A 25,730-nucleotide genomic window follows, 5' to 3' on the forward strand; every position below is an offset into this window, starting at 1 on the left:
TCGCCACTCGCAGTGGGATCGCCAGCACTGGCTGGGCTCAGGCGTCGAGCTCGCGCGCCACGGCCTTGACCACCTCGGAGATCTGCCGAGCGGTCTTGCGGTCCGGGTAACGCCCCTTGCGCAGCTCCGGCTGCACAGTACCTTCCAGCAGCGTGATCATGTCCTCGACCATGCCGTGCAGCTCATCGGGAGTGTGCCGGTGCTCGACAGCCGGCGCCGCCTCGCGGCGGGTCCGCGACAAGCTCGGCGGCGGGTCGATCAACTTCACCGTCAACGCCTGCGGCCCGCGACGTCCGGCGGCGACGCCGAACTCGACCCGCTGGCCTGCCTTGAGACCCTCCACACCGTCCGGCAGGGCCGAGGCGCGGACGTAGACGTCCTCACCTTCTTCCTGGGACAGGAAGCCGAAGCCCTTCGCGGCGTCGTACCACTTCACCTTGCCGGTCGGCACTGGTCTCACCTGCTCGTCTCGCTGATCACGTACTCGAGGACATAAAGGAAGCGTCCCGCCTGCGCAGGACGCGTCAGCAGCAGATCTTACTCGGAGACAGACCCACAAAACACCCAGGTTTCCTCGGTAGGCTGGACAAGCCGCTGGAGGAGATCTGGACCGGACACCGAAATCGATTCGGTCGCTCCCCGGCCGACCGAATCGGATACGGACATGACGTTGAGGCAAGCGGGTCTGCGCACACCGCCAACGCACGCGGATGCTGCCGACGCGGACCACCGGGAGGCCGCCCGGAAGGCCGCCTTCCACGAAGCCGTGGAGCGGGCCGTCGCCGCGCAGATGCCGACCAGCGGGCCGCTGGTGGACACCTTTGGGCGGGTCCACACCGATCTGCGGATCTCCCTGACCGACCGCTGCAACCTGCGCTGCACCTATTGCATGCCGGCAGAGGGACTGGACTGGCTTCCCAGCCAGCACCTGCTGAGCGACGACGAGCTGGTCCGGCTGATGCGGATCGGCGTCACCCGGCTGGGCATCACCGACATCCGGTTCACCGGCGGTGAGCCGCTGCTGGCCCGCCATCTCGAAAGCGTGGTGTCCGGAGCCGCAGCCCTGCGCCCTCGCCCCGAGATCGCCTTGACCACCAACGGCCTGGGGCTGGCACGCCGGGCCGGCGCCCTGGTGGCCGCCGGGCTGGACCGCATCAACGTCTCGCTGGACACCGTCGACCGCGCCCACTTCGCCGAGATCACCCGGCGCGACCGACTACCCGACGTGCTCGCCGGCCTCGACGCGGCCGCTAAGGCCGGGATGCGGCCGATCAAGGTCAATGCCGTGCTCGATCCCAAGATCACCGGCGACGACATCATCAACCTGCTGCGCTTCTGCCTACTCCAGGGCTACCACCTGCGGGTGATCGAGATGATGCCGTTGGACGCCGACCACAACTGGAACCGCGACGCCGGGCTCAGCGTCGAACAACTGCTGGAGACGGTCCAGGCACAGTTCACCCTGCGGCCCGATCCGAAGCCGCGCGGATCCGCGCCGGCCGAAGTGTGGCTGGTGGACGAGGGCCCGGACCACCCGGCAGGCACGTTCGGGATCATCGCTTCGGTATCGCGGCCGTTCTGCGGAGACTGCGACCGGACTCGACTCACCGCCGACGGTCAGATCCGCAACTGCTTGTTCGCCACCGCGGAGTACGACCTGCGCGCCCTACTGCGAGACGGTTCCGATGACGACGCCATCGAGCAGGCGTGGCGGGCCGCGATGTGGACCAAGAAGGCCGGCCATGGCATCAACGATCCGGATTTCATCCAGCCGGACCGTCCGATGAGCGCGATCGGCGGCTGATCCATGACCCATCAGACCGGCGGCACTGATGACAGCGTCGCAGTGGCGGTCCGCTATTTCGCCGCGGCACGGGCGGCGGCGGGGACCGAATCAGAGAACGTCAGCGTGCCGCGCGGGGCGGGAGTGGCCGCCTTGGCGCAGACCCTCGCCAGCCGCAATGAGCGGCTGGCGGCGGTGCTGGGCCGATGCTCCTACCTTCGCGACGGTGTCGCGGTGCGCGACCACGAGGCGCCTTTGCAGCCCGGCGAAACGGTCGACATCCTGCCTCCGTTCGCCGGCGGTTAGCTGGCTCGACGAAGGAGAGACGAAGCTGGACCGCCGAATCAGACCCGGCGGATAGCATGATCTACGTCACATAACGAATTGATCACGGGCCGACAACAGCTTGGTGGAGTGGCCTCTGAGCTGCGCAAATGCTGGCGGTTCCTGGTGGTTTGAGAAGAACCAGCGATGAAAACACCCGGGAGCGTGAAGGGTGACGCGGCGGGTAAGACCGGTTACGGTACATCTCCGGGTGTATCGAAAAATTTTCCGTTCGATCCGCCTTTCCTCACCCGTAGCGCCGAGCTCCATCCAACGGGCGAGGAAAACCACAAATACCTGATGGATGGAGGCGGGGGACCCACCGGGTCCGCCGAGAGCGGCCCTGAGGCCATGACCGGTCTCTCGGGGTGAAGCCGACGACGCACCGTGTGCATCAAGGCCGGACAGTCCCCCCTGTCCGAACCCGACGCTGACCTCGCAGGCGTAGACAGAGAGGAACTCACCACCGTATGAGTGGACGGCATCGCAAGCCCACCCAATCGAACGTCAACATCGCCAAAATCGCTTTCACCGGAGCTGTGATCGGTGGCGGCAGCCTGGCCCTCGCCGGAACCGCAGCCGCGGCTACCGATGACGAATGGGACCACGTAGCCCGGTGCGAGTCCGGCAACAACTGGGGCATCAACACCGGTAACGGCTACCAGGGCGGGCTGCAGTTCTCGCCGAGCACCTGGAGCGCGCACGGTGGCGGCAAGTACGCCCCGTCGGCACACCTGGCCAGCCGCGAGCAGCAGATCGCGATCGCTGAGCACGTGCTGGCAACCCAAGGCCGTGGCGCCTGGCCGGTCTGCGGCCGCGGGCTGTCCAGCGCATCGCACCGTGAGGTTCCGGCGACGCCGCCGGCCGACGCCCCGATCGACAACCCGGACGTCAACGGCGAGACCGTGGCCATGGACAACCCGATGGCTCCCCCGCCCGCGCCCGAGCCCGCACCCTGGTGGGCTCCCCCGGCCCCCGAGGGCCCGGCTCCCGCCGAAGGCGCCGCACCGGCGGCTCCCGCCGGCTGGTTCCCCGAGGCTCCGGCTCCCGAGGCCCCGGCCCCGATCGCCGAGGATGTCCCGCCGCCGGCCCCCGAGGCCCCCGCGCCTTGGTGGAACCCGGAGGCTCCGGCACCCGAGGCCCCGGCGCCCGGCGACGAGGTGGCTCCGGCTCCGGCTCCCGCTCAGGACGGCAACCGGCAGGAAGCGGTCTCGGTCGGCTTCCACCAGCAGCTGTGGCAGGCCGTCCGGTCGGAGAACATCAGCGGCAACGACGCGCTGGACGCGTTCGCGCTGCAGCCCAGCCGGGTTATGTAGACAGCCCAAAAAAGCGGGGCCGGCTTCTTGCCGGCCCCGCTTTTTTATTGATGTCGGCTCCGCTACGCCGAGCCGACCCACTCCTCGGTGTCGTCGGCGAAGAACTGGTGCTTCCACACCGGCAGCCGCGCCTTGATGGTGTCGACGAGCAGCGCGCAGGCTTCGAAGGCCTCCCGGCGGTGATCGGCCGCCACGGCCGCCACCAACGCGGCGTCACCGATGTGCAGCACCCCAATCCGGTGGCTGGCCGCCAGCGCGCGGACCCCGACGGCCTGCTCGGCAACCTCGGACAGCACGTCGGCCATCACCTGCGGTGCCGACGGGTGCGCGGAGTACTCCAATCGGGTCACCCGTCTGCCGTGGTCGTGGTCGCGGATCATGCCGACGAATCCCACAATCGCCCCCGCCGCCCGGTGGCCGACCAGCTCCTCGTGTTCGGCCAGCACGATGGGCTGCTCGGTGATCGCGGCCCGCAGTACCAGCGTCCCGGGGGCCGTCACTGGTGGTCTCCGCCGGCGAGTTGGTCCAAGGCGTGATCGAGGACGTCGGCAAGCACGCCCAGCCCGTCGCGCACCCCGCCGGACGACCCGGGCAGGTTGACGACCAGGCTGCGGCCGGCGACCCCGCACACCCCACGCGACAGCACCGAGGTCGGCACCTTCGGCAGGCCGGACCGGCGGATGGCATCGGCCAGGCCGGGGATCTGGTAGTCGAGCACCGTGAGCGTCTGGGCCGGGGTGTCGTCGGTCGGCGAGATACCGGTTCCGCCGGAGGTGATGATCAGCTCCGGCCCGGCAGCCACCGCGGCGCGTAGGGCGGCGCCGACCGGCTCGCCGTCGGGCACGACGTCCGGCTGCACCGGAGCGAAGCCGCGCTGGGCCAGCCAGTCGGCGATGATCGGCCCGGTGCGGTCGGTGTACACCCCGGACGAGGCTCGGGTGGACGCGATGATGACGCGGGCGGTCCTGGCGCTCACGAGCGCTCCCAGGCCCCGGTACGGCCACCGTCCTTGCTCAGCACCCGGATGTTGTCGATGACCGCGGCGCGGTCGACGGCCTTGATCATGTCGTAGAGGGTCAGGGCCGCCACGCTGACCGCGGTCAGCGCCTCCATCTCGACCCCGGTGCGGTCAGTGGTGCGGACGGAGGCGGTGATGTCGATCTGGGATTCGCCGATGGTGAAGTCCACGTCGACGCCGGTAAGAGCCAGTTGGTGGCAGAGCGGGATCAGATCGCTGGTGCGTTTGGCGGCCATGATGCCGGCCACCCGGGCGGTGGCCAGCGCGTCACCCTTGGGCAGGCCGCCGGCCGAGATCAGCTGTACCACTTCGGCGGTGGTGTGCAGCACACCGCCGGCGACCGCAACACGCTTGGTGGTCGCCTTTGCGCTGACGTCGACCATGTGGGCCGCACCCCGTTCGTCGAGGTGTGAGAGCGGCCCGGTCATGGCGTCATCGCCTACCGGTTGACGACGGTGACCGGATGCAGGTAGGGCAGCTCGTCGGACGGTAGCGGGAACACGAGGTCCCCGAACGGCGACAGTGCGCCAGTCCGATCGGTGCGCAGCTCGCTGACAGCGGGTTCGCCGTCGGTCTGCGGCCAACCGTTGTCGACGTACCGGTTCTTGTTGTCCTGGTTTCCAGCCACGGATCCATTCTGACAGGTCGCGATCGGCGGCGTTCACCGGTTGGGCCTTACGCTGGTCGTCGATGACCGAACGCGCCCGGGGTGTCCCACTGGGGTCGTGGCTGGCCGACCTGCCCGATGAGGATCTGATCCGGCTACTGAAGCTACGGCCCGACCTCGCCCAGCCACCGCCGGGCAGCATCGCCGCCCTGGCGGCGCGGGCCCAGGCCCGCCAGTCGGTCCGGGCCGCCACCGACGAGCTGGACTTCTTGCGGCTCGCCGTCCTGGACGCCCTGCTGGAATTGCATGCCGACTCCACCGGTGTGCCGGTCGCCGATCTGCTGGCCCTGCTCGGCGAGCGCGTCCCCCCCGACGCGGTGACCGAAGCGTTGACCGACCTGATCGAGCGGGCGTTGTGTTGGGGCTCGACAGAACCGAACGGAGTGCTGCGGATCGTCGCCGAGGCCGGTGCCGGCCTGCCGTGGCATCCGGGCCAGGTCACCCGGGAGGATTCAGCACTGGGCGCCGAACGGATCATCGCCGCCATCGCCGATCTCGACGCACCGCAGCGTGACCTGTTGGACAAGCTGCTGACCGGCTCCCCGATCGGACGGACCCGCGATGCCGCCCCCGACGCACCCCCGGAGCGTCCGGTCCCCACGCTGCTGGCGGCGGCACTGCTGCGCCGCATCGACGATGAGACGGTGATCCTGCCGCGGCTTGTCGGGCAGGTGCTGCGGGGCGAGCAGCCGGGCCCGATCGCGTTGCACGCGCCCGACCCGGTGGTGTCGCAGACCACCGCGGCCGATGTCGACGCGGCCGCCGCCGGCGCGGTGATCGACGTGCTGCGCGAACTCGACGTGATCCTGGCCAGTCTGGCCGAAACGCCAGTACCGGAGCTGCGCAGCGGCGGCCTGGGCGTGCGCGAGGTCAAGCGACTGGCCAAGACCACCGGTGTCGACGAGACCCGGCTGGGCCTGCTGCTCGAGGTCGCGGCGACCGCCCGGCTGATCGCGGCCGATTTTCCCGACCCGGCGACCGTCGATCAACGGGACTGGCCCGACGCCGACAGCCCGTACTGGGCGCCGACGGTGCTCGCGGACCGGTTCGCCGAGCAACCCACCGCCGAGCGCTGGCACCTGCTGGCCGCTACCTGGCTGGATCTGGCCGCCCGGCCGGGTCTGATCGGCAGCCGCGGCGCCGACGGCAAACCCCGGGCGGCGCTGTCCACGCCGCTGTTCTCCACCGCCGCCCCGCTGGATCGCCGGCTGTTACTGGGCATGCTCGCCGAGCTGCCCGTCGGTGCCGGGGTCGACGCCGTGACCGCATCGCAGGCGCTGGTCTGGCGCCGGCCACGCTGGGCCAACCGGCTACAGCCCGGTCCGGTGGGCGAACTGCTCGACGAGGCGCACGCCCTGGGCGTGCTGGGCCGCGGCGCGCTCAGCTCCCCGGGACGGATTCTGCTGGCCGACGGCGCCGACGGCGCTGCCACCGACGCCGACGGCGCCGCCGCGGTGGCCGCGATGGCCAAGGCGTTGCCCGAGCCGATCGACCACTTCCTGGTGCAGGCCGATCTGACGGTGGTGGTGCCGGGGCCGCTGAAACGGGAACTCGCCGAGGAGTTGGCCGTCGTCGCCACCGTGGAGTCGGCAGGCGCGGCGATGGTCTACCGGGTCTCTGAACAGACCATCCGGACCGCACTGGACGTCGGCCGTACCGGCGCGGGGGTGCGTGCGTTCTTCGAGAAGCACTCGAAAACCCCGGTGCCGCAAGGGCTCAGCTATCTGATCGACGATGTCGCGCGTCGGCACGGGCAGTTGCGGATCGGGTTGGCGGCCTCCTTCGTGCGCTGCGAGGACCCCGCACTGCTGGCCCAGGCGGTCGCCGTTCCGGCTGCCGAGGCGCTGGGCCTGCGGATGCTGGCCCCGACCGTGGCGGTGGCGCAGGCTCCGCTCGCCGACGTGCTCGCCGCGCTGCGCGGCGCGGGTTTCGCCCCGGCCGCCGAGGATGCCACCGGAACGATCGTCGATATCCGGCCCCGCGGGATGCGGGTGCACACCCCCGCGGAGCGTCGCGGGCACCGGCCGCACTCCGGTCCCGGTGACGACAGCCTGACTGCGCTGGTCCGGGTGCTGCGCACGGTGACGTCGGCGCCCTTCGACAACATCCGGCTGGATCCGGTGACCGCGATGATCGTGCTCAAGCGCGCGGCGCTGGAGCGGGCGACGGTGCTGATCGGCTACGTCGATGCTGCCGGCGTGGCCACCCAACGCGAGGTGGCCCCCACCCAGGTTCTGGGCGGTCGGCTGGTGGCGTTCGATTCGACGTCGGGACAGATGCGAGATTTCGCGATCCACCGCATCACGTCGGTGTCGTCAGCCGCCGAGGATTCCGCGCACTAGCGACGCATGTCGGGGCAGCCCGGATAATGGGCCCATGAGCACCGATGGGCCGTTGATCGTCCAATCCGACAAGACCGTGCTGCTCGAGGTCGATCACGAACAGGCCGGTTCGGCGCGCGCCGCCATCGCGCCGTTCGCCGAGCTCGAGCGCGCCCCGGAGCACATCCACACCTACCGCATCACCCCACTGGCGTTGTGGAACGCCCGAGCGGCGGGCCACGACGCCGAGCAGGTGGTCGACGCGCTGGTCAGCCACTCCCGGTACGCGGTGCCGCAGCCGCTGCTGGTCGACATCGTCGACACCATGGCGCGCTACGGGCGCCTGCAGCTGGTGAAGAGCCCGGTCCACGGCCTGACCCTGGTCAGCCTGGATCGTGCGGTGCTCGAGGAGGTGCTGCGCAACAAGAAGATCGCTCCGATGCTCGGTGCCCGCATCGACGACGACACCGTCGTGGTGCATCCCAGTGAGCGCGGCCGGGTCAAACAGATGCTGCTCAAAATCGGTTGGCCCGCCGAGGATCTGGCGGGTTACGTCGACGGCGAGGCCCATCCGATTGAGCTGGCCCAGGACGGCTGGCAGCTACGCGACTATCAGGAGATGGCCGCGGAGTCGTTCTGGTCGGGTGGCTCCGGGGTGGTGGTGTTGCCGTGCGGTGCCGGCAAGACGCTGGTCGGCGCCGCGGCGATGGCCAAGGCGAAGGCCACCACGCTGATTCTGGTCACCAACACCGTCGCGGGCCGACAGTGGAAACGCGAACTGATCGCCCGCACCTCACTGACCGAGGAGGAGATCGGCGAGTACTCCGGGGAGCGCAAGGAGATCCGGCCGGTCACCATCGCCACCTATCAGGTGATCACCCGCCGCACCAAGGGTGAGTACCGGCACCTGGAGCTGTTCGACAGCCGCGACTGGGGGCTGATCATCTACGACGAGGTACATCTGCTGCCCGCGCCGGTGTTCCGGATGACGGCCGATCTACAGTCGCGCCGTCGCCTCGGGCTGACCGCCACGCTGATCCGCGAAGACGGCCGCGAGGGTGACGTGTTCTCCCTGATCGGGCCCAAGCGTTACGACGCACCGTGGAAGGACATCGAGGCCCAAGGCTGGATCGCGCCGGCCGAGTGCATCGAGGTGCGGGTCACCATGACCGAGAGCGAACGGATGTCCTACGCCGTCGCCGAACCCGAGGAGCGCTACAAGTTGTGCTCGACGGTGCACTCCAAGATCGCGGTGGTGCGCTCGATCCTCGAACAGCATCCCGGCGAGCAGACCCTGGTGATCGGCGCCTATCTCGACCAACTGGACGAACTGGGTGAGCAATTGAACGCCCCGGTAATCCAGGGGTCGACGCGGACCGCCGAGCGCGAGAAGCTGTTCGACGCGTTCCGCCGGGGCGAGATCTCCACTCTGGTGGTGTCCAAGGTCGCCAACTTCTCCATCGACTTGCCGGAAGCATCGGTGGCCGTGCAGGTCTCGGGCACCTTCGGCTCCCGGCAGGAGGAGGCCCAGCGGCTGGGCCGGCTGTTGCGCCCCAAGGCCGACGGCGGCGGCGCGGTTTTCTACTCGGTGGTCGCCCGCGACAGCCTGGACGCCGAGTACGCCGCACACCGGCAGCGGTTTTTGGCCGAGCAGGGCTACGGCTACATCATCCGCGACGCCGACGACCTACTCGGCCCGGCGATCTAGGCGCCGCCCCCAGCGCTGCCATCGGGGGAACTGAAGGCGGGTAAGGAGAGAAGCGTCATGCGAGTCCTCGTCTCCGGCGCCAGCATCGCCGGGCCCGTCCTGGCATACTGGCTGTCCCGCTACGGCTTTGAGGTCACCATCGTCGAACGAGCAGCCGCCCTGCGCAAAACCGGTGGCCACGCCGTCGACTTGTTCAGGCCGGCTATGGAGATCTCGGCTCGGATGGGTGTGCTGCCCCAGATCGAGGCGCTCGCCACCGGAACCACCCGGCTGATCATCTCCCGCGAAGGCCACCAACGGCCTATCCGCGTTGATCTCGGCAAGATCTACCAAGCTTCCTCGGACCGGCACGTCGAGATCATGCGTGACGACCTCAGTGAGATCTACTACGAAGCCGCTCGAGACGACGTCGAGTACCTGTTCGGCGACTCGATAACGAGCATCTCCCCCGACGGCGAAGTCGGGTTCGAACACGGTGCAGCACGCCGGTTCGACGCAGTGGTAGGGGCTGACGGGCTGCATTCCAACGTTCGCCGGTTGATCTTCGGCGACGAGAAGCAGTTCACCCGGTTTCTCGGCGCATACCTGGCCGTGGCGTCGGTGCCGAAAACGATTTCCCTGGAGCGGGAAATGATATGCCACGTCGGGATCGGGCGGGGCACGGCGCTCTATACCGCCCAGCACCTGGACGATGCGCGCCTGGTGTTCTTGTTTCGCAGCTCCGAACTGTCCTACAACCATCGGGATACGCTGCAGCAGAAGGACATAGTGCGCCGGACGTTCACCGGGATGGATTCGCGGGTGGACCGTTGGCTCGGACAGCTCGACGAGGCGCCGACATTTTATTTCGACTCCATCACCCAGCTTCAACTCGATACCTGGTCGCGCGGCCGAGTGAGTCTGGTCGGCGACGCCGGATATTGTCCCGGGCCCGCGGTGGGTGGCAGCACCAGCCTGGCGGTGGTGGGTGCCTATGTGTTGGCCGGGGAGTTGGCACGGGCACACGGCGAGCCGAGCCGCGCGTTCGCTGCCTACGAGCAACAGATGCGCGAGCCGGTGCGTCGCAGCCGCGCGTTCGCCCGTGGCGCGGCGAAAACCATTGTGCCCGGCTCTCGGACCGCGGTCTGGGCGCTGACCCGAGGTGCGCAGCTGGTGTCATTGTTGCCCGCGTCGATCACTCGCGCAGCGGCGAAGCTGAACACCCGCGGCGTGCGCTTGCATGACTCGATACCCGTACCCGATTACGCCGGACTGCCGTGAGAGCCCCGAGCAGGCGCGACGCGTAGACCGTCTCTTAATCGGGCGACCCGCCAGCACGGCAATCGCATCGCGGTTAGCCTTGAAACATGGCCCTGTCCAAGGACGAACGTGAGCAGTTTCTGGCCGAACCGCACATCGCGGCGCTGTCGGTGAACGCCGGCCCCGGCCGCGGTCCCCTGACGGTGCCGATCTGGTACCAGTACGCACCCGGCGGCGAGCCCTGGGTGCTGACCGGGGCCGGGTCGCGCAAAGCGAAGCTCATCGAGGCGGCCGGGAGCTTCTCACTGATGGTGGAGCGCACGGAGCCGACGCTGCGTTACGTCGCCGTGGACGGCACCGTCAGCCGCATCGAGCCCGGCACCGAAGACCTCCACGCCGAGCTGGCCCACCGTTACCTACCCCCCGAACGGGCCGAGAAGTTCCTTCAGTTCGCACTGGCCGAACTGGGCGAGCAGGTAGTCATCTACCTGCGTCCCCAGCACTGGCTTTCAGCGGACCTGGGGGCGGTCTAGGCCTGACCGCGCGCCTCAGCGCACGCAAACGTCGGCGGGCAGCAGCAGCATCACCGGCCACAGCGCCACCGAGGTCACCGTCGCCACCTCGTAGACACTCGCCGGGGGTATGCCGTACTGCCGCTCGGCCTGAGCTTGGAGCCGTTCGACACCGTCGGGGTGCAGGAACAGCCACACCACTCCGGCGATCACGTAGGCAAGGCCGAACCACAGCGCCGCCTCGATCAGTGCCCCGACGCTCACCTGGCGGTCGAGAAAACGCAGAATCCCCCGAAACCACGAGGCTTCGGGGGATTCCACGTCTACACCTAACTACAGCAGCGACTGCGGCGGGTTGAACCGGTCGCCGTACTTGGCGGCCAGTTCCTTGGACCGCGCCACGAAGGCGGCCTTGCCGCCCGGGTAGCCGGTGATGAACTGCGCGGTGCCGCCGGTCCACGGCGGGAACCCGATGCCCATGATCGCGCCGATGTTGGCGTCGGCGGTCGAGGTCAGCACGCCCTCGTCGAAGCACTTCTGGGTTTCCAGCACCTCGGCGAACAGCATCCGGTCGATCATGTCCTGCAGCGGCGGGGTGGAGCTGCCGGACTTGAACGTCTCACGCAGGCCCGGCCACAGGCCGGTGCGCTTGCCGTCGACGTACTCGTAGAAGCCCGCGCCCTTCAGACGCGACGGGCGACCGAGCTCGATCATCTTGTCGACGACCTCTTCGTTCAGCTGCTTCGGCAGCGTGCCGCCGGCCGCCTCGACACCCTCGCGGGTGGCGGTGGCGATCTTCTGCATCAGCTCCAGGTTGAGCTCGTCGCAGAGCTGCAGCGGAGCCGCCGGGTAGCCGGCCTGCAGACCGGCCTGCTCGATGCTGGCCGGTTCCACACCCTCGCCCAGCATCATCAGCGCCTCGTTGACGAAGGTGCCGATGACCCGGGAGGTGTAGAAGCCGCGGCTGTCGTTGACCACGATCGGGGTCTTCTTGATGGCCAGCACGTAGTCGAACACCCGGGCCAGCGCCTCGTCGGAGGTCTTCTCGCCCTTGATGATCTCCACCAGCGGCATCTTGTCGACCGGCGAGAAGAAGTGGATCCCGATGAAGTCCTCCTGGCGCTTCACACCGGTCGCCAGACCGGTGATCGGCAGCGTGGAGGTGTTCGACCCCAGCAGCGCGTTGGGCTCGACGATGTCCTCGATCTCCTGGAAGACCTTGTGCTTGAGGTCCTGGCTCTCGAACACGGCCTCGATCACGAAGTCGACGCCGGCCAGGTCCTGCGGGTCAGCAGTCGGGGTGATCTTGTCCAGCAGCGCCTGCGACTTCTCGGCGGTGGTGCGACCGCGCTCCAGCGCCTTGGCTTCCAGCTTCTCCGAGTAGCCCTTGCCGCGCTGGGCCGCCTCGAGGGAGACGTCCTTGAGCACCACGTCGTAGCCGGCCTTGGCCGACACGTAGGCGATACCGGCGCCCATCATCCCGGCACCGAGCACACCGATCTTGCGGATCGGGGTCTTCGCGATGCCCTCGGGCCGGCTGCCGCCGCCGTTGATGTGCTGCAGGTCGAAGAAGAACGCCTGGATCATGTTCTTGGCGACGTTGCCGGTGACCAGCGAGACGAAGTACCGGCTCTCGATGCGGGTGGCGGTGTCGAAGTCCACCTGCGCACCCTCGATCGCGGCGGCCAGGATGGCCCGCGGCGCGGGCATGTTAGCCCCCTTGACCTGCTTGCGCAGCAGGGCCGGGAACGACGGCAGGATGGCCGCCAGCGCCGGGCTGGAGGGGGTGCCTCCGGGCATCTTGTACCCCTTGGCATCCCACGGCTGGACGGCAGCACCGTCCGGGTTGGCCTTGAGCTCCTCTTTAATCCAAGCCTTCGCCCTCGGCACCAGTTCCTCGACAGTCGGCAGCACCTCGTCGACCAGGCCCGCGGCCTTGGCCTTGGCCGGGCTGAAGCGGGTGCCCTGGGCCAGCACGTTCATGAACGCGTTCTGGATGCCGAGCATGCGCACCGTGCGGGCGACACCGCCACCGCCGGGCAGCAGGCCCAGGGTGACCTCGGGCAGGCCGAGCTGGCTGCCCTTGACGTCGGCGGCGATCCTCCTGTGACAGGCCAGCGCGATCTCCAGGCCACCGCCGAGAGCGGCGCCGTTGATGGCGGCCACGACCGGCTTGCCCAGGGTCTCCAGGGCGCGCAGGTCGGCCTTGATGCCCTCGCACTGCTCGAAGACGGCCTGGGCGTCGTCGGGTCCGACGTGGATCATCGCCTTGAGGTCACCGCCGGCGAAGAAGGTCTTCTTCGCGCTGGTGATGACGACACCGGTGACCGAATCCTTCTCCTCGGTCAGGCGCTGCACCGCGTTGTGCATCGACTCGCGGTAGTGGTCGTTCATCACGTTGGCCGACCCGGTCGGGTCATCCAGGGTCAGCGTGACGATGCCGTCGGCATCCTTGTCCCACTTGATGGTGTTCTCTGCCATTTTTACAAGCCCTCTCAGACGCGCTCGATGATGGTGGCCACGCCCATGCCGCCGCCGATGCACAGCGTGATCAGCGCACGCTTGGCACCGCGACGCTCGAGTTCGTCGACCATGGTTCCGGTGATCATGGCGCCGGTGGCGCCCAGCGGGTGACCCATCGCGATGGCGCCACCGTTGACGTTGAGCTTCTCGTTGGGGATGTTGAGGTCCTTCTGGAACTTCAGCACCACCGAGGCGAATGCCTCGTTGAGCTCGAACAGGTCGATGTCATCGACGGTCAGCCCGGCCCGGTCGAGTGCCTTGACGGTGGCCGGGGTGGGGCCGGTGAGCATGATGGTCGCGTCGGCGCCGGTGGTGGCGGTGGCCACAACCCGGGCCCGCGGGGTCAGACCCTGCGACGCGCCCGCCTTCTCGCTGCCGATCAGCAGCAGCGCGGCGCCGTCGACGATCCCGGAGCTGTTACCGCCGGTGTGGACGTGGTTGATGCCCTCGACCCAGTGGTACTTCTGCAGGGCCACGTCGTCGAAGCCGCCCATCGCGCCGATCCCGTCGAACGCCGTGCGCAGCTTGCCCAAGCCCTCCAGGGTGGTGTCGGGACGCATGTGCTCGTCGTGGTCCAGGATGAGCAGACCGTTCTGGTCGCGCACCGGGATGACGGACTTGGCGAAGTAGCCGCCCGACCAGGCTGCGGCCGCCCGCTGCTGGCTCTGCAGCGCGTAGTTGTCGACGTCCTCGCGGGAGAAGCCCTCGATGGTGGCGATCAGGTCGGCACCGATGCCCTGCGGGGCGATGTAGTTGTCGTAGGTGAAGGGCACGTCGGAGAACATCGCGCCGCCGTCGGAGCCCATCGGCACCCGGCTCATCGACTCCACACCACCGGCCAGCACCAGGTCGTCCCAGCCGGAGCGCACCTTCTGCGAGGCGACGTTGACGGCCTCGAGCCCGGAGGCGCAGAAGCGGTTGAGCTGCACGCCGCCGACGGTGTCGGGCAGGCCCGCGGCCAGCACCGCGGTGCGGGCGATGTCGCCGCCCTGGTCGCCCACGGGCGAGACGCAGCCCAGGACGACGTCGCTGATCAGGCTCTCGTCCAGGTCGGGGTGGCGGGTGCGCAGTTCCTCGATCAGGCCGACAACCAGGCTGATCGGCTTGACCTCGTTCAGCGCCCCGTTGCGCTGCTTGCCGCGCGGGGTGCGAATGGCCTCGTAGATGAAGGCTTCTTCGGACATGGCTGATTCCTCTTCAATGGGTGTTCGATGCGGATTCTTCGATTGCGTCTGGGTCGGAGCGTAGTCCCCGGATTTCAACCCTAACAGGGTGGCCTATCAACCGGATGGTTGGGCCGTCTGGGCGCCCGCTCCCGGCCGCTCCTTCGGCCTCGTCGCCTGCGCTTTAGGCTCGGATCCCATGACGGCGCGGATGGTCTCACGGCTGGAGCCCTATGCCACCACGATCTTCGCCGAGATGTCGGCGCTGGCCGCACGAATCGGCGCGGTCAACCTCGGCCAGGGCTTCCCCGACGAGGACGGACCGTCGGCCATGCTCGAGGCGGCCCGGGCCGCCATCACCGACGGCGTCAACCAATACCCGCCTGGGCCCGGCATCCCCGCCCTGCGGGAAGCCATCGCCGGGCAGCGCGCGCGGAAGTTCGGGATCGACTACGACCCCGACACCGAAGTCCTGGTGACGGTAGGGGCTACCGAAGCCATCGCGGCGGCGGTGCTCGGCCTGGTGGAGCCGGGCGCAGAGGTGCTGCTGCTCGAGCCGTTCTACGACTCGTACTCGCCGATGGTCGCCATGGCCGGGGCGCGACGGGTCAGCGTGTCGCTGGTGCCCGACGGACACGGGTTCGCCTTGGACGCCGACGCTCTACGGCGGGCCATCACCCCGGCGACCCGGGCGCTGATCGTCAACTCTCCGCACAACCCGACCGGAACGGTGTTCACCGAGTCCGAGCTGGCCGAGATCGCCCGCATCGCCGTGGAGGCCGATCTGCTGGTGATCGCCGACGAGGTCTACGAACACCTGGTCTTCGCCGGACGGACTCATCGCCCGCTGGCCGGCTTCGAGGGGATGGCGCAGCGCACCGTCACCATCTCGAGTGCGGCGAAGATGTTCAACTGCACCGGCTGGAAGATCGGTTGGGCGTGCGGACCGGCGGAACTCTTGGCCGGGGTGCGGGCCGCCAAGCAGTACCTGACCTATGTCGGCGGGGCGCCGTTTCAACCGGCGGTGGCGCTGGCGTTGAACACCGAGGACACCTGGGTGGCGGCGCTGTGCGCGACCATGCAAGCCCGCCGGGACCGGTTGACCGACGGCCTGCGAGGCGTCGGCTTTGAGGTGCACGACAGTTTCGGCACCTATTTTCTCTGCGCCGATCCCCGCCCGCTGGGTTACGACGACAGCACGGCGTTCTGCGCCGAGCTGCCACACCGGGCCGGGGTCGCGGCCATCCCGCTGTCGGCGTTCTGCGTGCCCGGCGCGGAAGCGACCGCCCCCGATGTCTGGAATCACTTGGTGCGGTTCACTTTCGTCAAGCGTGAGGACACCATCGACGAGGCGATCCGGCGACTGGAGACGCTACGCGACGGGCCCGCTACCGCTCGGTAGCGGTGTCTTCGCCCGTGATTCGCTGACGCAGCCGTTCGGTGGCGATGCTCAGCACCAGCTTGCTGGCGCGCCGGACGATGAACTCCGGGATCGGCCCGGATGGTTCGACGGTGATGTCGAAGCGCACCCGGGTGCTGTCGGGACCTTCGCGGGTCAGGGTGTATTCGACGTGCTGGGCGCGCTGCTGGGCCGTCGCCTTGGCATCCCAGACCATCCAGTCCGGACCCCAGTGGTATTCCAGGATCTCCTTGTCCACCAAGCCCAGAATCTTGATGGTGGCCAGTACGTGGTGGGGGCGGCCGTCCTCATATTCGTCGAGGACTTCGATCCGCTTGTGCACCGGCGACCACGATGCCAAGTCGGACACATCGGCGAGCGCGTCGAGGATTGTCTCCGGCGGCGCGTCAATCACAATTTCCCGCGATGCTCGAACAGCCACTGGTTCGAGCCTAGCGCCGAGCCCTGCCGGCGGCGGGATTTCATCGCACCGAAATCAGCCCCCCTTCTTGATCTTGAGCACCTGGGTGCGCAGGCCGTCGGTGGCGGTCTTCATGCCGCCCTTGAGGGTGCTCTTGAGTAGGAACCCCGGGATCGGGATCGACGGGTCGACGTCCATGTCGAATCGGACCTTGGTTTTGTCGCCCTGGGGGGTCAGCGTGTACTTGGCGTCCTGGGCCTTGAGTTGGCCGGCCGACACCAGGGTCCAGCCGACACTGTCGTCGGTCCAGCTGTACTCGACCACCTGCTCGTCGGTCAGGCCCGCGGCCTTGATCTTCATCCGCACCCGGCGCGGCCGGCCGTTGTCGTAAGTGTCGAGCACCTCAGCGCTCTGGTACTGCGGCGACCAGGACGGAACAGACTCGACGTCGGCGAGGACGTCGAAGATCTCCTCCGCGCTCGCTTCGATAACCACCTCGCGGGAATCCTTGACTGCCATGGCTGGCACCCTAACCAGGCGCGCGGTGATGTGTGGGGATTTGGCCGCCCGAGAGTCGCCCCATCGACCAGGTGGCGGTGGCACCATGGAGGTCATGCATGTGACCGTCCGGATTGCCGCACCCCTGCTGGTCGCCGCGGCACTGACCGCCGCCCCGGCCGCCCACGCCGATGACGCCAGCTATCTGGCGCGGGTCAACGCCGCCCCGGTGGCGATCCCGGTCGCCGATCACGTCAAAGTGACCTCGGGGCACTACATCTGCGCTGAGTTGCGGATGTACGGCCACACCGGGACTTACCGCTCCGGCATCTCGCCGGGTGACCTGGTGCGCCAGCTGACCAACACCTTCTACTACAGCCCCGAAGCCGCCGACGTCCAGATTCAGGCGGCGCAGGCGGAACTGTGCCCGGAGACGTTGCGCCCCTAGCTCTCTCGGTCCGTCTTGGGCAGCGCGCCTTCGCCGGTCAAGCGTTGGACCGAAAGCGGCTTTCCACAAATCCGAAACTGGTAACGTCCGGCCGCATGACATCTACGGTGAGTTGGCCGGTGCGTGCCGCCGGGCTGGTAGCAGTTGGTGCGGCCCTTCTGGCCTCCGGCGCGGGCGTGGCCGCCGCCGAGGACCCGAACGCGGTTCCCGAGCCCATACTGACCACGCAGTGTTCGGTCGACCAGTTGATGGGCGCGACCAAGGTCGTTGACCCGGCGGCCTACGACGCGCTTGTGACGAAGTACAACCAAGAGCCGCCGTGGATGCAGGAGCAGATCATCTCGCGGATGAACAACCTGCTCGCCAAGGATCCCGCCAGCCGGCAGACCGAGGTGGATCAGTTCGGAGTCCTGTTCCCCCATTACGCGGCCCTTTTCCGGACGCAGGAGTCCGCCGCCGAAGGCATTGCCCAACAGTGCAGCACCCTGCCGGCAAACGACCCCTCGGTGTGGAAGCCTTCGACCGAGCAGTCCGCTCCCGCACAAGACGAGGCGGTTCCGGCCGCTACCTGAACCGGGGTCGGCCGGTCAGGCGATTTCGCTCGAAGCCGAGGCTAGGAGCGGCGGCCGAACCCCGCGCCCGGGCCGCCCTTGGCGTCCACGTCGTCGAGGATCGCTTGGAATAGCACGATCCCGGGTCCCGGCTGGGTGAGCGGACCGCCCGGGACGGTGCCATCGCGGACCATGCCGACCAGGAGGTCATCGACAGTGACGGGCGCCCCGTCATCGCCCGGTTGCCACCACTCTTCGCCGGCGAGATCCACTCCGGCGGGCCCGATGTCGAAGCAGTTGAGGCCGGTGCCGCGACCAAGTTTGCAGGCGTGGCGCACGGTGACGTGCTCCACGTCGCCCGGTGGTTCTGGACTGTCGGGTTCGGTGGCGGCAGGTTCGGCGGGATCGGCCGAGCCGATGCCGTAGATCCCGAAGCCTTCGTAGTCGGCGATGGAGGCCACCTTGACCGGGTCGAACTCGATCACCGCGTAGTCCAGGCCTTCGTCAGCGGCCACCACCGTGCCCACGGTGCCGTGGTCTTCGGCACCCTCAACCAGTACGGGCGAGCCCGGCCCGCCACAGTGCGCGGCCGTGAAGCCGACCAGCTTGCCTTCACCGTCACGGCCGATGGTGGTCAGCGTGCACAGCGCGTCGTCGTGCAGCACGATCGCAGCGCCGCCCCCCAGCAGAATCTTGTCGTCAGCCGCGGCGGCGGCCGGCAGCCCGACAGAGGCCATCAGGGCTGCGACGACGAGGGCTGAAGCTCGCCGAGTCGAGGCAGGGTGCACAGCGGCTCAGTCTAGGGACAGGATCGGCACCGCAACCCGGATAACACCTCGCACATCAGGCTTTTACCGAACTGTCCCCGAAACGATGCCGACGGCGTACGGTCGGATGTGAGCCGCTTCATTGTCAGCGGTGGTCCACCCACTCTCATCCCTAGGGCGGCCCCCCACGGGCAATTGTGATTCCTCCGCCTAGCCGCAACCGCGGGCCAGACGAATCCGACCGTGAGGGAACTGCAGTGGATTGTGAAATATGATGCGACACTTAGACATACCGAGTTCGACGTTTCGACATCGCAAACCTGGCACCGCGATCAGCGGACCATCTCAGCATCCGCGGGAGCAGCTGCGATGATCGCTCCGATGGGAAGCATCCGCCGCGCCCGCCCTATCCGGCTTTCGGTAGCCCGCGAGCTGGGCCACGGCATCGACGGCGCGTGGTGGCCGCGTGCAGACCACATCACCGCTGAATTGCCGGACCTGGTCTCGATGCTGACTCCCCTGCTCGGCGACATCACCACCATCAACGTCAATTGGTCACCGCTCCAACGACCACCCGACCTCAACTGGCCGGGGTGGGAGGGCAAACGCCAACACGTCATGTCCCTCAGCGGCAGGCTGGCTCACGCCAATCTGCTGGTCATCTCGTATGCGACCCGCAGCGCACTCGCTTTGATGGTGATGCGCTGCGCCGCGAACCTGCCCATCGAGGCAGCCGACCGTGACAAACCCGCATGCCTGACCGCGGGCTCGATCCTGCGGTACGCCCGACGACAACGTGACTCTGTTTGCGGTTAATAGGCGGGGCTGAGATCGGGAGCCGGCCGCCATTGGGTGGGCCCACGCATCGGCGCGGATCAGACTGAGTGGCCAGGGCCGGGATCGAACCGGCGACCTTCCGCTTTTCAGGCGGACGCTCGTACCAACTGAGCTACCTGGCCGGAAGGCACATGTGCCTCGCCGCGTAAAGCGACCCTGACGGGACTTGAACCCGCGACCTCCGCCGTGACAGGGCGGCGCGCTAACCAACTGCGCCACAGGGCCTTGCTTGTACTGCTCACCCCCGGCGTTTCCGCCGTTTGCGAGTACCCCCAACGGGATTCGAACCCGTGCTACCGCCGTGAAAGGGCGGCGTCCTAGGCCACTAGACGATGGGGGCCAGAACCGAATCTCTCCGAGGCACTCACAACGTTTCACGCTGGGAGCTTCGCTAGCTTAGGGCACGGTGGCCCCAATCCTCAAACCGGTCCGAAGCGGAGCGCAATCGGGCGGGCAGTATTCTGATGCGGCACGGCCCCTATAGCTCAGTTGGTAGAGCTACGGACTTTTAATCCGCAGGTCGCAGGTTCGAGCCCTGCTGGGGGCACCACAACGGCCGTCAGGCCGAACCGGTTATCCATCGCGTACGGCGCTGCCCGACGGGCCGGGGCGCCGCCGAGCGCGTGATGCGAATCACTTCCATCGCGGACCACCACGTCGCCTCGTCGGCGATCAACCGCTGCCGCCACAACATAAAGCTTGCAGCGGGACCAGCGAAATCATCGTTCTCTAGGCCCCCTCCCAGCTAAGATTCACTAATTCGTGACGTCCATCACAGGATGTTGCATCCGGTTAGGGGGAGCCATGGAACTCACCACTCGTCCGCTCATCGCCGCCGGAGTCGCGGCGATCGGAGCCGGTCTGATCACCACCGCCCCGCCAGCCCCGACGCTGCCGGACAGCCAGTCGCCCGCCGTGCAGCTCGTCGCCGACACCGACTTCTTCACGCTGTGGGCCGACGTCCTGGACCGCGCGTTCACCAATATCACCGCACTCGGCACCGAATGGGTGACGCCGCCGCTGCCGATCGTGCAGCAGGTGGTGGCGAACCAGGTCGGCTTCCTGCAGGACTTCCTCGACAACCCGGGCGACATCTTCAACATCGTCGGCCAGATGTGGTCCAACCTGGTCGCCGGCGTCACCGCCCCATTCGAAGCCGACCCCAACCTTCTCGACCCTGCCCACCGGGTCGTGTTCGCGACTCTTTCGAGCCTTCTCTCGCCGGACGACAAGCTAGCGGCCTGGCTGGTGGACTTCTCCGCGTGGCCGGTGAGCGGCTTGCTCGCCGGCGCGCTGGGGACCCTCGTCAGCCCGTGGCTGGAGCTGCGCGACAGCATCAGCTCGATGATCGGCGCGATCGGCGACCGTGACTGGTCGGGAGCATGGAACGACCTGATCGACATTCCGGCCCACATGATCGACGGCGGGCTCAACGGGTATGGCACTGTCGACCTCACGGACCTGCTCGTTCCGTTGCTGCCCGACTTGCCGGTCGGCACGATCCGGTCGGTGAGCATCGACCTGGGCGGGCTGCTCAGTCCCGGCGGGCCACTGTTCGGCAACATCGGTGCGGACGTCTGCACGACGTTGCCGATAGTGGGTTGCGTCTCGGTCCCGCCGTTCCCGATCACCGGACTCGGCTCGGGGCCGTTGGGTTCGCTGATCGAGATATCCCACACCATCGCGCAGGCACTGGGCTGGGACGGTACGGGCAACCCGATCGACGCGCTGCTCAACGACGTGACGGATGCGAGCGGCTCCGCCGATGCCTGGGCTGTCTTGGGCCTCTGAGCCCTTGCGCCGGGCGATTACTCCGGCAGAACCGCACTCAAGTAGGTCATGTCGTCGAACGCCACCGCCAGCTCGTCGTCCCCGTACTCCAGGCCGCACTGGGCGTAGAGGTCTCGGACCCGGCTGCCCGTCACCGTCCAGCCGGCACCGGTCAGGTACTCGACGATGTGATTGCGTTCGCCGTGGTAGATCAGGTCCCCGATCTCCACTTCCAAGCCCAGCGCCGACATCTTCTCCCGGTGCTCACGCCAGGCCGGGCTGGCGAACACCGAGGTGTCGCCGATGAACTCACAGGCCAGTCGGCTGCCCGGTGCGCTCAAAGACTTGATGGTGTCGAACAGGGCATCCTGAGCGTCGGGCTGCAGGTAGACCAGTAGACCCTCGGCGCTCCACACAGTGGGGGCCTGCGGGTCGAACCCGGCGGCACGTAGCGCGGCCGGCCAGTCGTCGCGCAGGTCGATGGCGACGGTGCGGCGCTCGGCGGTGGGTTCGGCGCCCAGGTCGGCCAGGGTCGTGGTCTTGAAGTCGATCACCTCTGGCAGGTCGACCTCATAGACCACGGTGCCGGCCGGCCAGTCCAACCGGTAGGCGCGGGAGTCCAGTCCGGCGGCGAGGATCACCGCCTGACGGATGCCGCTGCGCGTCGCCGACAGAAAGTGCTCGTCGAAGAATCGGGTCCGCACGCCCATGCCGTGTCCCATCCGGACCGGGTCGAACTCGGCGCTTTCGGGAAACACCACCTCACCGTCCACCAGCCGGGTAAAGAAGTCGATGCCCACCGCCCGCACCAGCGGTGCCGCCCACGGGTCGTTGATCAGTTGGTCCGGTCCCGAGGTGGCCAGGGCGCGCTGCGCCGCCACCATGGTCGCGGTCGCCCCCACACTGGTAGCCAAGTCCCAGCTGTCACTGTCCGTACGCGCCATCGCGATGCCTCTCCGATTCCTCAAACTACCTAGCCAGGCTACCGAATATCGTGCACCACGACACCGGCGACGATCGTCGCCTCGACCAAGCCGGCGTCGAGGGCATCCGGATCACCGCCCAGCACGCACAGGTCACCGGGTTCACCCACGGCGATTCGACGCGGTGTGGCGGGCTGATCGGCCCGGCCGGCGAAACCCTGCAGGGCGGCGCGGGCCGAGATCCGCTCCCCCGTCCCCAACACGGCGCCGCTGGGTGTAACCCGGTGGACAGCGGCGCGCATGGCCCCCCAGGGGTCGCCGTCACCGAAGGGCGTGTCGGTGGAGAGCGCCACCGGAATTCCGTTGCGCTGCAACGACGCGACCCGCCACAGCTCGTGGTGACGCTCGGGTTCGATTTCGGCCAGGTAGTCGTCCCCGCGTTCGGCGACGAAGTTGGGCTGGGTGACGACGGTGATCCCAAGCGCGGCGAGGTCGGCCAGCCGGTCTTCGGGCACGACCGCCGCGTGTTCGATGCGATCCTCGGCATGTGTACCGACGGCCTGCCATGCGGCGATCGCGACGGTCAGCTGGGCGTCGGTGACGCAGTGCAGCGCCACACCGTGGCCCCGAGCGTGGTTGTCCGACAACGTCTTTATCAGCGCATCCAGATTCAGGCGGTCGTCGTCGAGGATGATCTTGGTTGGGCCGAGGGTGATCCCCGGCGCCGCGCCGGTCTCGGCGGGCGCCAGGCAGTGCAGCCGCTGCAGCAGCTCGCCGGCGCTGCGAGCCGCGGCGAACACGGCGATGTCGGCGTCGCGATGTCCCGGAGTGGCGTCGGTGATCCCGGTGACGCCGTAGGCCGCCAGCGCCCTGCTCAACCGGGCCAGCGAGGGTTCGCGGTGCGGGAGCCGGGGTGCGGGATCGGCGTGAGCGCGCAGCAGCCGCCCATCGGGGTGCTCGGTAATCGCGGCACGGGCGAGGCCGGCGGAGTTCAGCACCCATAGGGCGCCGCTGCGGTGCGCCACCCGTACCGGCAGCCGCGGCGAGATGCTGTCCAGGAGTGCGGCGTTGAGTTCTCCGGCGACCGACTCGTGGTAGCCGTAGCCGCGCACCCAGCCGTCGGAATCGGCTGGAGCGGCCCGTAGTGCGGCGGCCAGCTCGTCGAGGGTGCGCACCTGCGGTGGGCCCAGGCACACCGATTCCAGCGCCGCCGCGGCCGACCGAAGGTGCACGTGGTGGTCGTGCAGCCCGGGAATCACCGTGGCGTGGCGCGCGTCGAAGACATCTTCGCCGCGCTGCGCGGTCAACGCCGGTGCGACCCGTTCGATGGTGTCGTCGAGCCGGATATCGACCCTCGACCCGTCCAGCAGCGCCGCTCGCTGGATCAGCACCGCGCCCCCGCCCGCGCGAGGAGTTCGCCGATCCGGCCGTTGTCGGCTCCCAGCGCCGGCCCGGCAGCCTCGATCCACGGTGACTGTGGCGGCAGCGCGGGAACCTCGCCGACCGGAACACAGTTGGGCAGGGCGGCGTAGCCGGCGGCGACCGCGGCCAGCGAGAAGGTGATTACCTCACCGCCGCCGCGGGCCAACGAATCGGCCACGGCCGCAGCGGCTTCGATGCCGGTCAGCGGGTCGGCGATGGCGTCGGCGCAGAACACCGGACCAGCATTGCCGTCACAACCCACCAGTCCCCCGGCGACCGCGGCGTCGTCGCCGAATCCGGCGTAGCCGCTCTCGGTGCCGTGCGCGGTGATCTGCAGCCACACTCGCCCGGGCCGGCCGGCCACGTCGAATGGGCCCAGGCCACGGCGGGCCAGCGCCGCTGGACGCGAGCTTTCCAATACCACGTCGGCGGCGGCCAGCAGTTGGGCCAGGACCGCGGCATCGTGGTCGAACCGCAGTGCGCAGGAAAGCTTTCCGCCGTTCATCCAGTCGAAGAACGCGGTGGATCCGGCGCGGGTGCCGTCCGGGCGCGACGGACTTTCCACCTTGATCACCGTTGCTCCGGCTTGCGCAAGCAGGCGCCCGCACAGCGGTCCGGCCCACAGTGAGGTCAAGTCGACCACGAGGGCGCCACGCAGGCCGCAGCCCGGGCCCGTCGGACCGACTCGGCGAACCACCGGCGCCGCGGGGGCGGTCTCGCCCAGTACGGCGGCGGGCAGATCCAACAGCCGCGCCCGCTCGACCACCGCGGTGACCGGGCGCTCGGCCGCCCATCCGGCGATCGCCGCCCACGGCTCGCGGCATTCGGATTCGATCAGGGCGGGCACCGCCTCGAGGTCGTCGGCACGGGAGAGCGTGAGCGCCCACCACCCGTCCGCGGCGGCCAGCAGCCGTGAGGCTCCCCCGGCCGAGATCCGCCCGGCACGCGTCCAGCCCAGCAGCGCGGCCCGGCCGGCCAGCAGCTCCGCGGCATCGGCCTCGACACCGGTCGCGGCGGTGAAGCGGCCCAGCGCCTGCGTGGCGCGCTCAAGCACGGCCGCACGGGAGAAGTCACCCTGACCGTCAGGCGCTCCGGTCAGCCAGGCCAGCCCCGACGCACCCCAGTCTTCCTCGGCGGTCACGACGCGATCCCGTCGACCAGGCCCCAGCTCAGCGCGGTCGCCACGTCGATGGTGCGGCCGGACAAGATCAGATAGGCGGTGCGCCACCGACCGATGCGGCGGGTCACGCTGACCGTGCCGCCGGCGCCCGGAATCAGCCCCAGGCGCAACTCCGGTAGGCCCAGCACCGCGTCGGGGTGCGCCTGCACCCAGCCGCAGAAGGCGGCCATCTCCAGACCGCTGCCCAGAACTTGGCCGTGGATCTCGGCGCGGCAGCGCGCGCCCAGCCGAGCGGTCAGCTCGTCCAGCGCCAGCGCCGGGCTGTGCCGGGTGCGCGCCAGGTGGGCGCTGGGCACATCGGTGAACCCGCCGAACTCGGCGAGGTCGCCTCCGCTGCAGAACGACGGCCCGACGCCGCTGAGCACCACCTCGTCGATCGCGGGGTCGGCGGCGGCGACGGCCAGCCCGTCGAGCAGGACGGCGCGCGTCGCGTTGTCGAAGGCGTTGTGGCGTTGCGGCCGGTTGAAGCGCAGCCGCAAGGTGTCGCCGTCGCGGTCGAGCAGCATGGGGTCGGCGGTGTCGGGCACGGTGGCCGGGCCGCGCGCCGCCAGCCAGTCGGCGAACTCCGGGCCGGCCTGCAGCACCGAGTAGGCCAGCGATTCGGTGATCAGGCCGGACAGGGCGGGTGCCGCCGGGTCCACCGCGCGCAGCACGTCGTCGCAGATCGCCGCGGCTTGCGGCCAGCGCGCGCAGCGGTCGGTGATCTCGGCAAGCGCCTCGGGCACCGAGGCGACTCTGATCACCCGCCGATCCGCCGTCTCGGTCTCCGAGAGGGTGCAGGTGGCGTGCTGCAGCCAGTGTTCGGCGTGCGCGGTGTCGAATCGGGAGCCCGTAGCGATGATGATCCCGGCGCCGGGAACAGCGTCGGGCACAGGGGCGTCGAGATCGACCGTGCGGATCATGTCGCACGTCAGCGTACCGAGCCTCGTTGTGGCTGGAT

Annotated in this window: 27 protein-coding genes, 4 tRNA genes and 1 riboswitch; of the genes, 13 read left to right on the forward strand and 18 right to left on the reverse strand. The window is 68.8% G+C overall.

Features of this window, described 5'->3' with window-relative positions:
* Positions 1–37 precede the first annotated feature (37 nt).
* A complete protein-coding gene (locus ABW16_RS02830) occupies positions 38–451 on the reverse strand; it encodes a cold-shock protein (protein ID WP_046188082.1) in 414 nt (137 codons plus the stop codon).
* 339 nt (positions 452–790) lie between these two features.
* Here ABW16_RS02830 and moaA point away from each other — a divergent pair, with 339 nt between their 5' ends.
* The 3 genes from moaA to ABW16_RS02845 all read left to right on the forward strand — a co-directional run bounded on the left by moaA (position 791) and on the right by ABW16_RS02845 (position 3,423).
* Entirely contained in the window at positions 791–1,804 is a 1,014-nt protein-coding gene (gene moaA, locus ABW16_RS02835; RefSeq protein ID WP_233424694.1) for a GTP 3',8-cyclase MoaA, read from the forward strand.
* Between the two features lie 3 nt (positions 1,805–1,807).
* Positions 1,808–2,089 carry a MoaD/ThiS family protein gene (locus tag ABW16_RS02840; RefSeq protein ID WP_047317541.1) on the forward strand — a complete coding sequence of 94 codons (282 nt, stop codon included), beginning with the start codon at positions 1,808–1,810 and terminating at the stop codon, positions 2,087–2,089.
* 302 nt (positions 2,090–2,391) lie between these two features.
* A riboswitch (cyclic di-AMP (ydaO/yuaA leader) is annotated at positions 2,392–2,568 on the forward strand.
* A 9-nt stretch (positions 2,569–2,577) separates the two neighbouring features.
* Positions 2,578–3,423 carry a transglycosylase family protein gene (locus ABW16_RS02845; RefSeq protein WP_047317542.1) on the forward strand — a complete coding sequence of 282 codons (846 nt, stop codon included), beginning with the start codon at positions 2,578–2,580 and terminating at the stop codon, positions 3,421–3,423.
* A gap of 62 nt (positions 3,424–3,485) precedes the next feature.
* Here the strand turns inward: ABW16_RS02845 and ABW16_RS02850 are convergent, their stop codons facing one another.
* From ABW16_RS02850 to ABW16_RS02865, 4 genes are read right to left on the reverse strand one after another with little or no spacing between them, the layout of a single operon-like run.
* Positions 3,486–3,923 (reverse strand): molybdenum cofactor biosynthesis protein MoaE, encoded by a 438-nt coding sequence (locus ABW16_RS02850; RefSeq protein WP_047317543.1) that lies wholly within the window; start codon positions 3,921–3,923, stop codon positions 3,486–3,488.
* Positions 3,920–4,399 (reverse strand): MogA/MoaB family molybdenum cofactor biosynthesis protein, encoded by a 480-nt coding sequence (locus ABW16_RS02855; RefSeq protein WP_047317544.1) that lies wholly within the window; start codon positions 4,397–4,399, stop codon positions 3,920–3,922. Before ABW16_RS02855 ends, ABW16_RS02850 begins: the two co-directional genes overlap by 4 nt.
* A complete protein-coding gene (moaC, locus tag ABW16_RS02860; RefSeq protein ID WP_047317545.1) occupies positions 4,396–4,869 on the reverse strand; it encodes a cyclic pyranopterin monophosphate synthase MoaC in 474 nt (157 codons plus the stop codon). Before moaC ends, ABW16_RS02855 begins: the two co-directional genes overlap by 4 nt.
* Positions 4,870–4,880: 11 nt before the next feature.
* Positions 4,881–5,069, reverse strand: coding sequence for a hypothetical protein (locus tag ABW16_RS02865; RefSeq protein ID WP_047317546.1), 189 nt, complete (start codon positions 5,067–5,069; stop codon positions 4,881–4,883).
* 62 nt (positions 5,070–5,131) lie between these two features.
* Here ABW16_RS02865 and ABW16_RS02870 point away from each other — a divergent pair, with 62 nt between their 5' ends.
* The 4 genes from ABW16_RS02870 (at position 5,132) to ABW16_RS02885 (ending at position 10,909) form a co-directional block, all read left to right on the forward strand.
* The gene (locus tag ABW16_RS02870) at positions 5,132–7,450 is read left to right on the forward strand and encodes a helicase-associated domain-containing protein (RefSeq protein WP_047317547.1); all 2,319 of its coding nucleotides are present in this window, start codon (positions 5,132–5,134) and stop codon (positions 7,448–7,450) included.
* A gap of 34 nt (positions 7,451–7,484) precedes the next feature.
* A complete protein-coding gene (locus ABW16_RS02875; RefSeq protein ID WP_047317548.1) occupies positions 7,485–9,137 on the forward strand; it encodes a DNA repair helicase XPB in 1,653 nt (550 codons plus the stop codon).
* A gap of 57 nt (positions 9,138–9,194) precedes the next feature.
* Positions 9,195–10,397, forward strand: a complete 1,203-nt coding sequence (locus ABW16_RS02880; RefSeq protein WP_047317549.1) for an FAD-dependent monooxygenase — start codon at positions 9,195–9,197, stop codon at positions 10,395–10,397.
* A gap of 86 nt (positions 10,398–10,483) precedes the next feature.
* Positions 10,484–10,909, forward strand: coding sequence for a pyridoxamine 5'-phosphate oxidase family protein (locus ABW16_RS02885; protein ID WP_047317550.1), 426 nt, complete (start codon positions 10,484–10,486; stop codon positions 10,907–10,909).
* A 15-nt stretch (positions 10,910–10,924) separates the two neighbouring features.
* On the opposite strand, the gene ABW16_RS02890 is transcribed toward ABW16_RS02885, so the two are convergent.
* The 3 genes from ABW16_RS02890 to ABW16_RS02900 are packed head-to-tail and all read right to left on the reverse strand — an operon-like array spanning position 10,925 to position 14,595.
* Positions 10,925–11,209, reverse strand: a complete 285-nt coding sequence (locus ABW16_RS02890) for a hypothetical protein (protein ID WP_052956765.1) — start codon at positions 11,207–11,209, stop codon at positions 10,925–10,927.
* 12 nt (positions 11,210–11,221) lie between these two features.
* Positions 11,222–13,369, reverse strand: coding sequence for a 3-hydroxyacyl-CoA dehydrogenase NAD-binding domain-containing protein (locus tag ABW16_RS02895; protein WP_047317551.1), 2,148 nt, complete (start codon positions 13,367–13,369; stop codon positions 11,222–11,224).
* Between the two features lie 14 nt (positions 13,370–13,383).
* Positions 13,384–14,595 carry an acetyl-CoA C-acetyltransferase gene (locus ABW16_RS02900; protein ID WP_047317552.1) on the reverse strand — a complete coding sequence of 404 codons (1,212 nt, stop codon included), beginning with the start codon at positions 14,593–14,595 and terminating at the stop codon, positions 13,384–13,386.
* A 190-nt stretch (positions 14,596–14,785) separates the two neighbouring features.
* On the opposite strand from ABW16_RS02900, the gene ABW16_RS02905 reads away from it, so the two are divergent.
* Positions 14,786–15,976 carry a pyridoxal phosphate-dependent aminotransferase gene (locus ABW16_RS02905; protein ID WP_047317732.1) on the forward strand — a complete coding sequence of 397 codons (1,191 nt, stop codon included), beginning with the start codon at positions 14,786–14,788 and terminating at the stop codon, positions 15,974–15,976.
* Here ABW16_RS02905 and ABW16_RS02910 read toward each other — a convergent pair.
* Positions 15,963–16,415, reverse strand: coding sequence for an SRPBCC family protein (locus ABW16_RS02910; protein ID WP_047317553.1), 453 nt, complete (start codon positions 16,413–16,415; stop codon positions 15,963–15,965). The genes ABW16_RS02905 and ABW16_RS02910 overlap by 14 nt on opposite strands.
* Before the next feature lie 54 nt (positions 16,416–16,469).
* Positions 16,470–16,913: an SRPBCC family protein gene (locus tag ABW16_RS02915; protein WP_047317554.1), complete on the reverse strand. Its 444-nt coding sequence runs from the start codon at positions 16,911–16,913 to the stop codon at positions 16,470–16,472.
* Positions 16,914–17,007: 94 nt separating this feature from the next.
* Between ABW16_RS02915 and ABW16_RS02920 the strand changes: the two genes are divergently transcribed.
* Positions 17,008–17,340, forward strand: coding sequence for a DUF732 domain-containing protein (locus ABW16_RS02920; protein WP_233424678.1), 333 nt, complete (start codon positions 17,008–17,010; stop codon positions 17,338–17,340).
* Positions 17,341–17,435: 95 nt separating this feature from the next.
* Entirely contained in the window at positions 17,436–17,912 is a 477-nt protein-coding gene (locus tag ABW16_RS02925) for a DUF5078 domain-containing protein (RefSeq protein WP_082133914.1), read from the forward strand.
* 41 nt (positions 17,913–17,953) lie between these two features.
* Here the strand turns inward: ABW16_RS02925 and ABW16_RS02930 are convergent, their stop codons facing one another.
* Positions 17,954–18,628, reverse strand: a complete 675-nt coding sequence (locus tag ABW16_RS02930) for a chymotrypsin family serine protease (protein ID WP_047317557.1) — start codon at positions 18,626–18,628, stop codon at positions 17,954–17,956.
* Between the two features lie 411 nt (positions 18,629–19,039).
* On the opposite strand from ABW16_RS02930, the gene ABW16_RS02935 reads away from it, so the two are divergent.
* A complete protein-coding gene (locus ABW16_RS02935; protein ID WP_052956777.1) occupies positions 19,040–19,474 on the forward strand; it encodes a DUF5994 family protein in 435 nt (144 codons plus the stop codon).
* Between the two features lie 69 nt (positions 19,475–19,543).
* Here ABW16_RS02935 and ABW16_RS02940 read toward each other — a convergent pair.
* The 3 genes from ABW16_RS02940 to ABW16_RS02950 form a co-directional block, all read right to left on the reverse strand.
* A tRNA-Phe gene (locus ABW16_RS02940) sits at positions 19,544–19,617 on the reverse strand.
* Positions 19,618–19,646: 29 nt separating this feature from the next.
* Positions 19,647–19,720: transfer RNA gene (locus tag ABW16_RS02945), tRNA-Asp, on the reverse strand.
* Between the two features lie 42 nt (positions 19,721–19,762).
* A tRNA-Glu gene (locus ABW16_RS02950) sits at positions 19,763–19,835 on the reverse strand.
* 134 nt (positions 19,836–19,969) lie between these two features.
* Here ABW16_RS02950 and ABW16_RS02955 point away from each other — a divergent pair.
* Together ABW16_RS02955 and gjpA are read left to right on the forward strand one after the other, a co-directional pair.
* Positions 19,970–20,045, forward strand: a tRNA-Lys gene (locus ABW16_RS02955).
* Positions 20,046–20,299: 254 nt separating this feature from the next.
* Positions 20,300–21,286 carry an outer membrane porin GjpA gene (gene gjpA, locus ABW16_RS02960; protein ID WP_047317559.1) on the forward strand — a complete coding sequence of 329 codons (987 nt, stop codon included), beginning with the start codon at positions 20,300–20,302 and terminating at the stop codon, positions 21,284–21,286.
* Between the two features lie 17 nt (positions 21,287–21,303).
* On the opposite strand, the gene ABW16_RS02965 is transcribed toward gjpA, so the two are convergent.
* Genes ABW16_RS02965 through ABW16_RS02980 form a run of 4 tightly spaced genes read right to left on the reverse strand, consistent with a single transcriptional unit; the run spans position 21,304 to position 25,692 of the window.
* On the reverse strand, positions 21,304–22,209 hold the full coding sequence (locus ABW16_RS02965; RefSeq protein ID WP_047317560.1) for a class I SAM-dependent methyltransferase: 906 nt from the start codon (positions 22,207–22,209) through the stop codon (positions 21,304–21,306).
* 38 nt (positions 22,210–22,247) lie between these two features.
* Complete coding sequence (locus tag ABW16_RS02970; RefSeq protein ID WP_047317561.1) at positions 22,248–23,579, reverse strand: amidohydrolase family protein; 1,332 nt, start codon at positions 23,577–23,579, stop codon at positions 22,248–22,250.
* The gene (locus ABW16_RS02975; protein WP_109519445.1) at positions 23,573–24,751 is read right to left on the reverse strand and encodes a CoA transferase; all 1,179 of its coding nucleotides are present in this window, start codon (positions 24,749–24,751) and stop codon (positions 23,573–23,575) included. The genes ABW16_RS02970 and ABW16_RS02975 overlap by 7 nt, the downstream gene beginning before the upstream one ends.
* Entirely contained in the window at positions 24,748–25,692 is a 945-nt protein-coding gene (locus tag ABW16_RS02980; protein WP_047317562.1) for an enoyl-CoA hydratase/isomerase family protein, read from the reverse strand. Before ABW16_RS02980 ends, ABW16_RS02975 begins: the two co-directional genes overlap by 4 nt.
* Between the last annotated feature and the right edge of the window lie 38 nt (positions 25,693–25,730).

It is taken from the genome of Mycolicibacter heraklionensis, assembly GCF_001021505.1.
GTDB lineage: Bacteria > Actinomycetota > Actinomycetes > Mycobacteriales > Mycobacteriaceae > Mycobacterium > Mycobacterium heraklionense.

Bases quoted from the DNA above. Each gene is read 5' to 3' on its own strand.
- moaC (WP_047317545.1), bottom strand. From the start codon at position 4,869: ATGACCGGGCCGCTCTCACACCTCGACGAACGGGGTGCGGCCCACATG.
- ABW16_RS02895 (WP_047317551.1), bottom strand. From the start codon at position 13,369: ATGGCAGAGAACACCATCAAGTGGGACAAGGATGCCGACGGCATCGTC.
- ABW16_RS02930 (WP_047317557.1), bottom strand. From the start codon at position 18,628: ATGGCCTCTGTCGGGCTGCCGGCCGCCGCCGCGGCTGACGACAAGATT.
- ABW16_RS02935 (WP_052956777.1), top strand. From the start codon at position 19,040: ATGGGAAGCATCCGCCGCGCCCGCCCTATCCGGCTTTCGGTAGCCCGC.
- ABW16_RS02870 (WP_047317547.1), top strand. From the start codon at position 5,132: ATGACCGAACGCGCCCGGGGTGTCCCACTGGGGTCGTGGCTGGCCGAC.
- ABW16_RS02900 (WP_047317552.1), bottom strand. From the start codon at position 14,595: ATGTCCGAAGAAGCCTTCATCTACGAGGCCATTCGCACCCCGCGCGGC.
- ABW16_RS02980 (WP_047317562.1), bottom strand. From the start codon at position 25,692: ATGATCCGCACGGTCGATCTCGACGCCCCTGTGCCCGACGCTGTTCCC.
- ABW16_RS02915 (WP_047317554.1), bottom strand. From the start codon at position 16,913: ATGGCAGTCAAGGATTCCCGCGAGGTGGTTATCGAAGCGAGCGCGGAG.
- ABW16_RS02965 (WP_047317560.1), bottom strand. From the start codon at position 22,209: ATGGCGCGTACGGACAGTGACAGCTGGGACTTGGCTACCAGTGTGGGG.
- ABW16_RS02845 (WP_047317542.1), top strand. From the start codon at position 2,578: ATGAGTGGACGGCATCGCAAGCCCACCCAATCGAACGTCAACATCGCC.
- moaA (WP_233424694.1), top strand. From the start codon at position 791: ATGCCGACCAGCGGGCCGCTGGTGGACACCTTTGGGCGGGTCCACACC.
- ABW16_RS02905 (WP_047317732.1), top strand. From the start codon at position 14,786: ATGGTCTCACGGCTGGAGCCCTATGCCACCACGATCTTCGCCGAGATG.
- ABW16_RS02920 (WP_233424678.1), top strand. From the start codon at position 17,008: ATGCATGTGACCGTCCGGATTGCCGCACCCCTGCTGGTCGCCGCGGCA.
- ABW16_RS02925 (WP_082133914.1), top strand. From the start codon at position 17,436: ATGACATCTACGGTGAGTTGGCCGGTGCGTGCCGCCGGGCTGGTAGCA.
- gjpA (WP_047317559.1), top strand. From the start codon at position 20,300: ATGGAACTCACCACTCGTCCGCTCATCGCCGCCGGAGTCGCGGCGATC.
- ABW16_RS02840 (WP_047317541.1), top strand. From the start codon at position 1,808: ATGACCCATCAGACCGGCGGCACTGATGACAGCGTCGCAGTGGCGGTC.
- ABW16_RS02885 (WP_047317550.1), top strand. From the start codon at position 10,484: ATGGCCCTGTCCAAGGACGAACGTGAGCAGTTTCTGGCCGAACCGCAC.
- ABW16_RS02875 (WP_047317548.1), top strand. From the start codon at position 7,485: ATGAGCACCGATGGGCCGTTGATCGTCCAATCCGACAAGACCGTGCTG.
- ABW16_RS02880 (WP_047317549.1), top strand. From the start codon at position 9,195: ATGCGAGTCCTCGTCTCCGGCGCCAGCATCGCCGGGCCCGTCCTGGCA.